The 12,361-nt window shown below is 70.9% G+C and carries 7 protein-coding genes; 4 read left to right on the forward strand and 3 right to left on the reverse strand.

The window, feature by feature from the left end; all coding sequences use genetic code 11:
• Positions 1-3 precede the first annotated feature (3 nt).
• Genes ACQZOG_RS23760 through ACQZOG_RS23775 form a run of 4 tightly spaced genes read left to right on the forward strand, consistent with a single transcriptional unit; the run spans position 4 to position 6,884 of the window.
• Complete coding sequence (locus ACQZOG_RS23760) at positions 4-1,626, forward strand: sugar phosphotransferase (protein ID WP_058917167.1); 1,623 nt, start codon at positions 4-6, stop codon at positions 1,624-1,626.
• Positions 1,623-3,386, forward strand: a complete 1,764-nt coding sequence (locus ACQZOG_RS23765) for a stealth family protein (protein ID WP_193467753.1) — start codon at positions 1,623-1,625, stop codon at positions 3,384-3,386. Before ACQZOG_RS23760 ends, ACQZOG_RS23765 begins: the two co-directional genes overlap by 4 nt.
• Positions 3,383-5,479 (forward strand): glycosyltransferase family 4 protein, encoded by a 2,097-nt coding sequence (locus ACQZOG_RS23770; RefSeq protein WP_430741777.1) that lies wholly within the window; start codon positions 3,383-3,385, stop codon positions 5,477-5,479. Before ACQZOG_RS23765 ends, ACQZOG_RS23770 begins: the two co-directional genes overlap by 4 nt.
• A 13-nt stretch (positions 5,480-5,492) precedes the next feature.
• A complete protein-coding gene (locus ACQZOG_RS23775; protein ID WP_037642243.1) occupies positions 5,493-6,884 on the forward strand; it encodes a GDSL-type esterase/lipase family protein in 1,392 nt (463 codons plus the stop codon).
• A 74-nt stretch (positions 6,885-6,958) separates the two neighbouring features.
• Here the strand turns inward: ACQZOG_RS23775 and ACQZOG_RS23780 are convergent, their stop codons facing one another.
• The 3 genes from ACQZOG_RS23780 to ACQZOG_RS23790 form a co-directional block, all read right to left on the reverse strand.
• Positions 6,959-9,088, reverse strand: coding sequence for a 3-hydroxyacyl-CoA dehydrogenase NAD-binding domain-containing protein (locus ACQZOG_RS23780; protein WP_033274041.1), 2,130 nt, complete (start codon positions 9,086-9,088; stop codon positions 6,959-6,961).
• Positions 9,085-10,302, reverse strand: coding sequence for a thiolase family protein (locus ACQZOG_RS23785; protein ID WP_033274040.1), 1,218 nt, complete (start codon positions 10,300-10,302; stop codon positions 9,085-9,087). Before ACQZOG_RS23785 ends, ACQZOG_RS23780 begins: the two co-directional genes overlap by 4 nt.
• Before the next feature lie 155 nt (positions 10,303-10,457).
• Entirely contained in the window at positions 10,458-12,176 is a 1,719-nt protein-coding gene (locus ACQZOG_RS23790) for a hypothetical protein (protein ID WP_261675794.1), read from the reverse strand.
• Between the last annotated feature and the right edge of the window lie 185 nt (positions 12,177-12,361).

A 12,361-nucleotide genomic window follows, 5' to 3' on the forward strand; every position in this document is an offset into this window, starting at 1 on the left:
GACGTGTCGCAACCGACGTCGTTGAGCTCCGCGGCCCACGTCTACCGCAGGTTCGTCCCCCAGCCGGTGCGCTCGGTCGCGGCCACCACGGTCCCCGCCGGGGTGCGGCGCAAGGTCAAGGGCGGACTCGCGCGCACCCTGAGCCGCCGAGAGGCCCGTCTGCACCGCAAGGCCCTGCGGCGTGTGCGCCGGGCAGGGCTCGGACAGTCCGAGCGCAGGACGAAGGCCGCCGACGGCCGGGTCGCCCACGTGCACACCGGCCTCACCGTCGACCTCGCCCGCCGGCTCGACCACGACCTGGTCACCCAGGCCCTCGACGCGGCCGAGGTGCCCTGGTTCGCCGTACCCGGCCTGGACGACCGCCGTCTCTGCATCGCCGTGATGCAGAAGGACAAGGGGACTGTGCGCCGGGTGTTGCGCGCACTCATGGAGGAGCACACCGGCTACGTCGTCTCCGTCTCCCCGGCAGCGAGCGACACCCGCGCGACACCGGCCAGCCACATGAAGGCGTGGAAGAACTTCGGCAGGGCCCGGGTGATCCGCCTGACGTGGCTGCGCACGGACCCCACGGAGAACCTGTGGCTCGGGGAGGACCAGGGCGTCGAGATCGAGTTCTGGGCGACGAACACCGACCTGCCCCAGGAACGGCTCATCGGGCCGCGCCCCAACCGGGTCCAGCGTGCCGTGCCCGCCGAGGCGCGCGGGGTCGAGATCGGCCTCGACCGGCTGTGCGGCTACTGCGACAACGACGGCGACCTCGAGCCGACGGTCACCCTGGAGAACTTCGACGTCCCACGGCTCGACGAGATCACCTTCCCCGTCGACGCGGTGCTCCTGTGGCAGCACGCCACACCGTGGGGCGAGGAACTGCTGCGCGCGTCCCTCCGGTCCCTGCACCAGTACGCGCCGTGGGTCGACGTCGTGCACATCGTGGCGCAGGCCGAGCCCCCGGCCTGGCTGCGGGGGAACGAACGGCTCAGCGTCGTCCGCGCCCGGCCCGGCGCCGAGTGGCAGCTGGACCAGCTCCCCGACCTGGCCGACCACTTCCTCCTGCTGCGCCCCGGAGCCCTGTTCGGGCGTCCGGTGCGTCCGTTCGACTACTTCACGCCCAGCGGCGGGACCCGTCCGAGGCGCGGAGCGTGGAACGCCTCGGAGTCCTTCGCCGAGTGGGTCCGCGCAGGTTACTCCGCCACCGGCCGCCTCACCGGACACGGTTACGCCCCGGGGCCGCAGCCCTACCGGACGGACGTCCTCACCAGGCTCGCCGAGACGGGAGCGGGCCCCCTGTCCGCCGAGGACGACCAGATGCTGCCCACCGCGCCGGGGACCCACCCGATGGACGGCGTGGCCCACCACGTCGGGTTCGTCGCCGGCTCCGCCGACCCGTCGGGGGAGGCCTGGACGGCGTTGCACGCGGCACTGCCCGGCATCGGCATCCGCCTGGAGCGGCTGCTCGTCCGCCGTGACCTCCAGCAGCTCCACCTCTTCGGCCTCGGCACCGACCAGGCCGTCGCCGGCGGCGGCACCCAGGCCGTCGTGCGCTTCCTCCACACGTACTTCCCCGTCCCCAGTGCCTTCGAGCACGACGGCGCGGGGGTCACGACAGATCCGGACACCCCTTCGTGAGCACAGGCAACCCCGAGGCGTCGGCCGCGGTCGGGGCCTACCGCAGCCTGGTCCCCGCGCGGCTCAGACGACGTATCGCACGCCGGGTCCCCCCGCGCCTGCGCATGGCGCTCAAGCAGCTGCTCCGCCGGCTGCACGTGTTCTCCCTCCTGCCCCGGCTCGTCCGCGGCCTCCGGGCCCGCCGTCGTTGGCCGCACCTCTTCGGCGAGGGCGAGAGGCTCGCCGCACTCGCCGGACCGGGAGACCGGATCGCCCTCGTCCGGCCCACCGTCTCGCCCCTCGGCCTGCGCGAGGCCAACCTCGAACTGGTCGTGACCGAACTGGAGGCCGCGGGCATCGACTACTTCGCGGTCCGCGGTGCCTCCGACTTCCGCTCCTGCCTAGCCGTGTCCGAGGCCGACCGTGAACGGGTCGGCGAGGCGCTGGAACGGTGCGCCGGGCACAGCCCCGTGTACGTCCGGGCCTGCCGCGGCGAGACCCCGCAGGGCCGTGAGGTGCCGGCGGACTCGCGTCACGGCCGCCAACTGGCGCGGCACGCCTCCGTCCTGCAGGCCGGCATGGTGTGGAGCGACCCCACCGGCACCCTCCTGCTGGGCCTGGAGCACAGCTGCGACATCGAGTTCTGGCGGCCCGAGGACGGACGGCTCGTGGCGCCGCGCCGCAACCGCGTCACCGAGGACGTGCCGCTCGACGAGGCCCGCGTCACCGTGCCGGTCAGCCGGCTGACCGGGTTCGCCGCCCTGCACACCCGCCGTACTCGCTCGGTACGCACCGTTCCGGCGTGCGCCGACGCCCTGCCCGAGGACGTCCAGTTCCCCGTCGACGTCGTCTACACCTGGGTCGACGGCAACGACCCCGCCTGGCAGCAGCGCCGCAGCGCCTACGGCGAGGGCGGCTACCACACCGAGGCGGCGAACGCGGCCCGCTACATCAGCCGGGACGAACTGCGTTACTCCCTGCGGGCCCTGGAACAGAACGCTCCCTGGGTGCGCCACGTCTACCTGGTGACGGACCGCCAGCGCCCCGCCTGGCTCAACGACGCCCACCCGCGGCTGACCGTCGTCGACCACTCCGAGATCTTCCCGGACCCGTCGGCGCTGCCCACCTTCAACTCGCACGCCATCGAGAGCCGGCTCCACCACATCAAGGGGCTGGCGGAGCACTTCCTCTACCTCAACGACGACATGTTCCTCGGACGCCCCGTCACACCCCAGGACTTCTTCCTGTCCAACGGCATGACCCGGACCTTCTTCTCACCGGCCCAGGTCCCCCGTCGCAGGCCCGGCCACACGGACCGGCCGGTCGACGCGGCCGGGAAGAACAATCGGAGGCTCCTGCGGGAGAGGTTCGGCCCGGTCATCGTCCAGAAGCTGCGGCACGCCCCCTACGCCCTGCGGCGCAGCGTGCTGGAGGAGATCGAGCACGAGTACCGCGAGGTGCACCGGCAGACCTCCCACAGCCGGTTCCGCAGTCCCACCGACATCTCCATCCCGTCGTCCCTGTACCACTACTACGCCTATTTCACCGGCCGGGCCGTCCCGTCCGACATCAAGTTCGCCTACCTGGACCTCTCCAGGCCCGAGGTCCAGCGGCGGATGGGCATCCTGCTGGCCCGCCGCGACCGGCAGGCGTTCTGCATCAACGACACCCTCTCCGACGGCAACGATGTCGAGCGCCAGACGGCGATGCTCGGTGCGTTCCTCGAGGCCTACTACCCGGTGCCCAGCCCCTTCGAGCGGAAGGTACGCGAGGTCCGGTGAAGATCTCCTTCCTCATCAACAACATCTACGGCATCGGCGGTACCAACCGGACCGTCATCAACCTCGCCGAGGCGCTCGCCGTCCGGCACGACGTGGAGATCGTCTCCGTCTTCCGGCGGGCCGCCTCGCCCAAGTTCGCGATCAGTCCGCGCATCACGGTCCGGGCCCTGGTCGACCTGCGTCCGGGGTCGGCCGACCGCGGCGCCGCGGGCAGCAAGGAACCCAGCGAGGTGGTCCCGCGCCAGGAGGAGTTCTACGCCCAGTACAGCCGCTTCACCGACGAGCGGATCATCCGGGACCTGCGCAGGACGGACGCCGACGTGGTCGTCGGCACCCGGCCCAGCCTCAACCTCTTCGTCGCCGCCCACACGAGGGACGGTGCGCTGCGCGTCGCACAGGAACACATGACGCACCTGGCGATCCCGCCGGCCGTGCGGGCCGAGATGGCCCGGGTCTACCCGCGCCTGGACGCGATCACGACGGTCACCGAGGCGGACGCGCGCTCGTTCCAGGAGAACACGCCGATCCCGGGCGTCCCCGTGGTGGGCATCCCCAACAGCGTGCCCCGACCCGTCGTGCAGCCCTCCGACTGCACGCACAAGATCGTGGTCAGCGCCGGCCGCATGCACCGCATCAAGCGGTACGACCTGCTGATCCGTGCCTTCGCCGAGCTGGCCGGGGAATTCCCCGACTGGCAGCTGCGCATCTACGGCGACGGCGGCGAGGCCGGCAAGCTGCGTGCGCTGGTGACCGAACTCGACCTCAACGGCCGGGCGCTGCTCATGGGCGGGTTCTCGCCCATCGAGTCCGAGTGGGCCAAGGGATCCATCGCGGCCGTCACCTCCAGCGCCGAGTCCTTCGGCATGACCCTGGTCGAAGCGATGCGCTGCGGGCTTCCCGTGGTCTCCACCGACTGCCCCGTGGGCCCCCGGGAGATCCTGCGCGACGGCGAGGACGGCTTCCTCGTGCCCAACGGCGAGGTGGAGGGCATCGTCCGGGGGCTGCGCCGGCTCATGGCCGACGAGCCGCTGCGACGCGCCATGGGCGAGGCCGCGTTGCGCAACGCGGCCCGCTACGACCCGGCCGCCGTGGCGGACCGCTACATGAAGCTGTTCGAGGACGCGGCACGGCGGAGGGCCGCCACCGTCCGCGGTTACCGCGCACCCGCCGGCCTCCGCAAGGCCGCGGCAGGGACGGCCACCGTTCCCCCGGCCGGCCTCGGCTCGACGACGGTCGACGTCACCGCCGACGGCGCGGGCCGGCTGCACTTCCGGGCCGACGGCCCCGCCGAGGGCCGTCAGCGCCGGCAGTTCGCGCTCCGCCACAAGCCCTCGGACGGCACCCGCCGGCCCGACCTGCCGCTGCCCACCTCGCGTGAGCAGCTGGACAACGGCGGCACCCGCTACACGGCCACGCTCGGCCCCGAGGCCCTCGAGGAACTCGGTGACGGACGCTGGCAGGTGACGATGCGGTCGCCCAAGTCGGCCCCTGTGCACATGAAGGCAGGCCTGCGGGACACCCGCGCGCTCATCGACGTGCGCGAACACGTCGTCGGCCGGCCGCCGTCCGGGCGGACCACCTGGAACCTCCCCTACGCCCAGCCCAACGGCCGCCTGATGCTGCGCACGGTGCTCCGCGAGGAGCACGCCGAGTGCACCGCGATCGAGATCGGCGAGGGCGCCATCACCGTGCAGGGGGTGCTCTGCGGCGGCCGGACCGTCGACCCCGGAGCCTTGTTCGTCGTCAGCCGCCGCGGGCAGCACAGCAGGAACTTCGCCGTCCCTGTACAGGTCCTCGGCCGGCGGTCCTTCCGCGCCGAGGTGCCCTTGCGGCGCGTCGTCGACCACCGGCTCGAGCGCTGGGAGGACTGGGACTGGTGGCTGCAGCCGGACCCGGACGACTGGCGCAAGACGCGCGTCTGCCACCTGCTGGAGGACTTCCCCGACGTCAAGGGCGCCTACGCCTACCCGTCCCTGCCGCTGGTCGGGGACGAGGACTCGGAGTACTCCGTGTCCCAGCCGGTCCGCCCGGTGTGGGTGCGGCCCTACTGCTCGGCCTCGGGGGCCATGGCCATGAACGTGGTCGACCGCTAAGAATGGAAGATCAGTGAACCGCACCATCTTTGTCCTCGGGGACTCCGTACCCGCCCCGCGGACGGACGAAGAGGCCCCGATGGCGGGCTGGGGACAGAAGATCGAGGACTTCCTGTCGGGTCCGGTCACCGTCGCGAACTACGCCCGCAGCGCGATGACCACACGGAAGTACTTCACCGAGCGCTTCCCGGCGATGCTCAACCGCATGAAGCGCGGCGACATCGTGCTCATCGGCTTCGGCGGCGTGGACCACATGATCAGCAACGGCATGCGCTACGTGCCTGTACCCGAATACCAGGAGCTCCTCCGGCTGTTCGCGCGGTACATCCACGCCGAGGGAGGTGTACCGGTCCTGGTCACCCCGTGCGCACGTTACGCCTTCGCCCCCACCGGCGAGGTCGTCAACACCCGGGGGGAGTACCCGCGGGCGATGCTCGAGGTGGCCGCGGAGCTGGGCGCCCCGGTGATCGACCTGACCGGCCGGACCATGGAACTGTGGGCGCAGATCGGTCCGACCCGGCTGCGCCAGTACTTCGCCTGGGTCGACGCGGGGGAGCACCCGCTCCACCCGGACGGACAGATCGACTCCTCGCACCTCAATCACGAGGGCGCCGCTCAGGTGGCCCGTGTCGTCGTGTCCGAACTGTGCGCCCTCGGAGTCCTCGATCAGGCGGACGTGGACGTCAACGCCCTCATGACACCGCCGGTCCTGCCGCCCGTGTCCACCGAGTTCACCATCCAGTCGCCCGAAGCGGCGCTGCACTACCCGCAGCCGGTCGGTGAGCCGCCCTCCCTGTCCAAGCCTGCGGTGGACGGACTGGCCGGCCCGATGATGAAGTTCTCCGGGACCGCCGCGACCGGGACCGACTACGTCCTCTTCTTCGAGCAGGGCCAGTACCTCGGAGGCGCCCAGGTCGGCCCTGCCGGCCAGTGGGTCTGGCGCCGCTCCGTCAGCTGGACGGCGGGGGAGCACGTCGTCCAGTGCGTCGGGCTGCGCGGAGACGGGTGCACCCCTGTGCTCGAACGGCGGTTCACCGTGCGGACGGACGTGCTTCCGCCCGTCATATCCGTGCCGTCCGAGGGGGCCTTCAGCGGACCGCGGCCCCGCTTCTCCGGCAAGGCCCAGCCGGGCACCACGAAGATCGTGCTGATGGAACGCGGCCTCCTCATCGGCGCGACCGGTGTCGACGAGAAGGGCGAATGGGGGTTCAAGCACGGGCACCCCTGGCGGGCCGGCACCCACACCGTCGAGGCGATCGCCCTCTTCGGTGCGACGGAGTCCGCGCGGACCCGCACCACGTTCACGGTCGTCGGCATCCCGGAGGACAGCCCCATCCGCTCCTTCGGAGCCTCGCGCCACGCGTGCGGCGACGTGTGCGAACACCGTCCCTTCACCGGCGACTGACAGACGCATGCGAAAGGGGCCTCCGCCCAAGGCGGAGGCCCCTTCACGCGTCACTTCCGCGTGTCACACCCGCGTCACGCCGGAACCGACGCCACCCCCGGCTCCAGGAACCGCTTCCCGTTCACCCGCTCCGAGACACCCTCGCGGTCCAGGTACGGCGTGATGCCGCCCAGGTGGAAGGGCCAGCCGGCGCCGGTGATCAGGCACAGGTCGATGTCCTGGGCCTCGGCGACGACGCCCTCGTCGAGCATCAGGCCGATCTCCTGGGCCACCGCGTCCAGCACCCGGTCGCGGACCTGCTCCTCGGTGAGGACGGTGTCGCCCTGCTTCAGCAGCGCGGCGACCTCCGGGTCAAGCTCCGGCTTGCCCGAGTCGTACACGTAGAAGCCGCGCTTGCCGGCCTCGACGACCGCCTTCAGGTTCGGGGAGACCGTGAAGCGGTCCGGGAACGCCCGGTTGAGCGTCTCCGAGACGTGCAGGCCGATCGCGGGGCCGACCAGCTCGAGGAGGACCAGCGGGGACATCGGCAGGCCGAGCGGCTCCACCGCCTTCTCCGCGACCTCGACGGGCGTGCCCTCGTCGATGACGTTCTGGATCTCGCCCATGAAGCGGGTCAGGATGCGGTTGACGACGAACGCCGGGGCGTCCTTCACCAGCACCGCGGTCTTCTTCAGCTTCTTGGCGACACCGAACGCCGTGGCCAGCGACGCGTCGTCCGTCTTCTCGCCGCGCACGATCTCCAGCAGCGGGAGGACCGCGACCGGGTTGAAGAAGTGGAAGCCCACGACCCGCTCGGGGTGCTGGAGCTTCGACGCCATCTCCGAGACCGACAGCGAGGAGGTGTTGGTGGCGAGGATCGCGTGCGCCGGGGCGACCGCCTCGACCTCCGCGAACACCTGCTGCTTGACGCCCATCTCCTCGAACACGGCCTCGATGATGAAGTCCGCGTCCGCGAAGCCCTCGGCCTTGTCCAGCACACCGGTGACCAGGGCCTTCAGGCGGTTGGCCTTGTCCTGGTTGATCCGGCCCTTGCCCAGCAGCTTGTCGATCTCGGCGTGGACGTAGCCCACACCCTTGTCGATGCGCTCCTGGTCGATGTCCGTGAGGACGACCGGCACCTCGAGGCGGCGCAGGAACAGCAGCGCGAGCTGGGAGGCCATCAGACCGGCGCCGACGACGCCGACCTTGGTGACCGGGCGCGCCAGGTTCTTGTCCGGGGCGCCCGCGGGACGCTTGCCGCGCTTCTGCACCAGGTTGAACGCGTAGATGCCGGAGCGCAGTTCGCCGCCCATGATCAGGTCGGCGAGCGCCTGGTCCTCGGCGTCGTACCCCTTCTGCAGGTCGCCGTCCTTGGCGGCGGCGATGATGTCCAGGGCGCGGTAGGCGGCCGGGGCCGCGCCGTGCACCTTGGAGTCGGCGATGAAGCGGCCCTTGGCGACGGCCTGGTCCCAGGCCTCGCCGCGGTCGATCGCCGGACGCTCGACCGTGATCTCGCCCTTGAGGACGGACGCGGTCCAGATCAGCGACTGCTCCAGGAAGTCCGCGCCCTCGAACAGCGCGTCCGCGATGCCGAGTTCGTAGACCTGCTTGCCCTTGAGCTGGCGGTTCTGGTTGAGGCTGTTCTCGATGATCACCGAGACGGCCTTCTCCGCGCCGATCAGGTTCGGCAGCAGGGTGCAGCCGCCCCAGCCGGGCACCAGGCCGAGGAAGACCTCGGGCAGCGAGAACGCGGGCAGGGCCGCGGACACCGTGCGGTAGGTGCAGTGCAGACCGACCTCGACGCCGCCGCCCATGGAGGCGCCGTTGTAGTACGCGAAGGTCGGCACGGCCAGCTTCGACAGGCGCTTGAAGACGTCGTGGCCGCCCTTGCCGATGGCCAGCGCGTCCTCGTGGCGCTTCAGCAGCTCGACGCCCTTGAGGTCGGCGCCGACCGCGAAGATGAACGGCTTGCCGGTGACGCCGACGCCGACGATGTCGCCGTCCGCGGCCTCCTTCTCGACCTGGTCGATCGCGGCGTCGATGTTCGCCAGCGACTGCGGGCCGAGGGTGGTCGGCTTGGTGTGGTCGTGGCCGTTGTCCAGGGTGATCAGGGCGAAGCGCCCGGCACCCAGCGGCAGGTCGAAGTGGCGCACGTGCGCCTGCGTGACGACCTCGCCCGGGAACAGCTCGGCCGCACCCTTCAAAAGCTCAGCGGTGGTGCTCACTTGTCCCCCTCGAAGTGCGGGTTCTCCCAGATGACCGTCGCGCCCATGCCGAAGCCGACGCACATGGTGGTCAGGCCGTAGCGGACGTGCGGCTGCTCCTCGAACTGGCGGGCCAGCTGCGTCATCAGGCGGACGCCGGAGGAGGCCAGCGGGTGGCCGAACGCGATGGCGCCGCCGTACTGGTTGACGCGGGCGTCGTCGTCGGCGATGCCGTAGTGCTCCAGGAACGCGAGGACCTGGACGGCGAAGGCCTCGTTGATCTCGAACAGGCCGATGTCGTCGATGGACAGGCCCGCCTGCGCGAGGGCCTTCTCCGTCGCCGGGATCGGGCCGTAGCCCATGACCTCGGGCTCCACACCCGCGAAGGAGTAGGAGACCAGGCGCATCTTCACCGGGAGGTCGTTCTCGCGGGCGAAGTCCTCGGAGGCGATGACCGAGGCGGTGGCGCCGTCGTTCAGACCGGCCGCGTTGCCCGCGGTGACCCGGCCGTGCACGCGGAACGGCGTCTTGAGACCGGCCAGGTTCTCCAGCGTGGTGCCCGGGCGCATCGGCTCGTCGGCGGTGACCAGACCCCATCCGGTCTCGCCGCCCTCGGGCGAGGTGCGGCGCACCGAGATCGGCACCAGGTCGGCCTGGATCTTGCCGTCGGCGTACGCCTTGGCGGCCTTCTCCTGGGAGCGCACCGCGTACTCGTCGGCGCGCTGCTTGGTGATGCTCGGGTAGCGGTCGTGCAGGTTCTCCGCGGTCATGCCCATGAACAGGGCGGACTCGTCGACCAGCTTCTCGGAGACGAACCGCGGGTTCGGGTCCACGCCCTCGCCCATCGGGTGGCGGCCCATGTGCTCGACACCGCCCGCGATGGCGACGTCGTACGCGCCGAAGGCGACGGAGCCGGCCACCGTGGTGACGGCGGTCAGCGCGCCGGCGCACATGCGGTCGATGGAGTAGCCCGGCACTGACTGCGGCAGACCCGCGAGGATGCCCGCCGTGCGGCCGATGGTCAGGCCCTGGTCGCCGATCTGCGTGGTCGCGGCGATCGCGACCTCGTCGATCTTCTTCGGGTCCAGACCCGGGTTGCGGCGCAGCAGCTCCCGGATCGCCTTGACGACGAGGTCGTCGGCACGGGTCTCGTGGTAGATGCCCTTCGGGCCCGCCTTGCCGAACGGGGTACGGACGCCGTCGACGAAGACGACGTCCCTGACGGTACGAGGCACGATGGCTCTCCTCCAGGTACGGGATGCTGAGCGCTTGCTTACGGCCCATGCTACTTGCGGGTAACGTCACTGCACACCCCCGTCGGCCGGAGCGGCGAACATCACACGACCGGCCCCCGCGGACGGGGGCCGGTCGTGCGGGGTCCACGGCGGTGCTACGACCGCCAGAGCCGCCGTCGCAGGCCCCGGCGCAGCCGCGCCCGGGTGCTGACCCGCTCGTTCCGGCCGGAGATCCGGCGGGCCACGGAGGAGGCCCGGTTCTCCCGCACCTCCAGCTCACCGGCCTGGTGCGCGAACAGCCCGCCACCGGTGCTCATCGCGATCTCCGCCGTGTACGTCCCCGGCGGCACGTCGGAGAGGTCCACGCCCTCCTTGTCCACCGAGGTGAAGTACCCGAAGGCGTACGAGCCGAAGTCGCCCGGCGCCATGTGCGGGCGGACCTTGTCCTCCCGCTTCACCGCCTTGAGCGCGACGGTGTGCGTGCTGTCCGCGCCCCGCAGCGTCAGGTAGTACGTCGAGTGGGTGGCGCGGTCGGCGTTGCGGCCCGGGAGGAAGAGGACGCCGTACACCCGCAGCCGCGGGCCCTCCATCGCGAACCGCTTCAGCGCGAACACGGAGCCGCCGGGGCCGGCCGCCGTGAGGTCGCGCTTGATCACCCGGACGCTCTTCGCGTCGCCCCGGAGGACCACCTCGCGCCCTCGGGAGGCGGCGCGCCGGTCGAGCGGCCGGTAGGCGACCAGCGGCACCCTGCGGTCGATGTCCTCGCTCTCGCTGGTCACCCGGGCGAACACGTCGTACACGCCGTCGGGCAGCGCGTCGAACAGCTCCCGCGCCTCGCAGGTGAAGCCGCCGTCCTTGTAGGACACGAAGTGCGTGTCGAAGTACTTCAGGTACAGCTGGTCCACCGGCACGGTCTTCGCGTCGGCCGCCCACGCCTGCTCGTCGCGGACCAGCACCAGCTGCTTGGTCTCCCGCGCGCCGGCGTCCTCGTCCTGCCCGGCCGGGACGCCGGGCAGGAAGGCGTGCCCGGACAGCGTGGCCCGCTCGGGGGTGAGCTGCGCGGCCGTCAGCACGCCCGCCGCGGTGTCCCGTGCCCGCAGGTCCGCCAGATGCTCGGCGGCGGCGTCCCCGTCCACCTCGTTGGAGCCGATCTGCACCTCGCCGAACCGCGGCACGGTCCCCTCGGTCAGCGCGTAGATGACGCTGAGGATCACCGAGAGACCCTGCCGCGTCACCTCCGCGTGCTTCACCAGGGCGGGCGATTCCACCATGAAGAAGTTGAAGTTGGAGTACTTCCGCAGGGCCGGGAGGAAATGGACGACGTGTTCCTCGTACTGGTAGTCCTTCGTCGAGGAGAACAGGTAGATGTTCCGGTCCAGGTCGGTCGTCTCCGCCAGTATCTCGGGGAGCACCGAGTCCAGCCGGTCCACGTTCTCCTGCGGCTGCCCCTCGCCGAGCACCCACTCGCCGAGCACGCCGTGCCCCTGCGAGTAGCTGCCGATGAAGTACTGCGGCGTGGAGGCGACGATGTGCCGGTAGCCGTACTTCAGCGCGTAGAAAATGGCGGCGCTGCCGCCCTTCGAGGAACCGGCGAGAACCACCGTCTCCCGCGCCAGGCCCAGCTTTTCCCGGTAGTGGGTAATCAGTTCCTCGACCGCGTCCGAAACGGAGAAGTCCATCGCCCGCGCCACGTAGTACGACGGGCCCCCGTCGAACCGGTCGCGGATTCTCAGCACGTTGCACTGGACGCCCGAAAGGGCGGCGCCGAATCCGTACTTCGAGCCCACGGAGGAAAACACCACGAGCAGGTTGCCGTGGTCACCCGCAGCGGGTGTGAACTCGTACTCGATCTCCCAGTTGCCGTATTTCTCCACACGTATCGTGGGCGTGCGGATCGTCGCTGTCCTGTAGTTTTCGGACGTGTGGGGGAGTGTGTCCGAATGCTGCGGGTTGGCCGGGCGGACCTGGGTGGGTTCCATGAAATGGTGCCCCTTGTTCCTGTCAGAGATTTTCCGTTCGGAGTTCGGGCCGCTCCGCAGGAAACACTCTCCGACGTGGG

The sequence above is a fragment of the Streptomyces sp. P13-3-3 genome (genome assembly GCF_050571355.1).
GTDB classification, from domain to species: domain Bacteria; phylum Actinomycetota; class Actinomycetes; order Streptomycetales; family Streptomycetaceae; genus Streptomyces; species Streptomyces althioticus.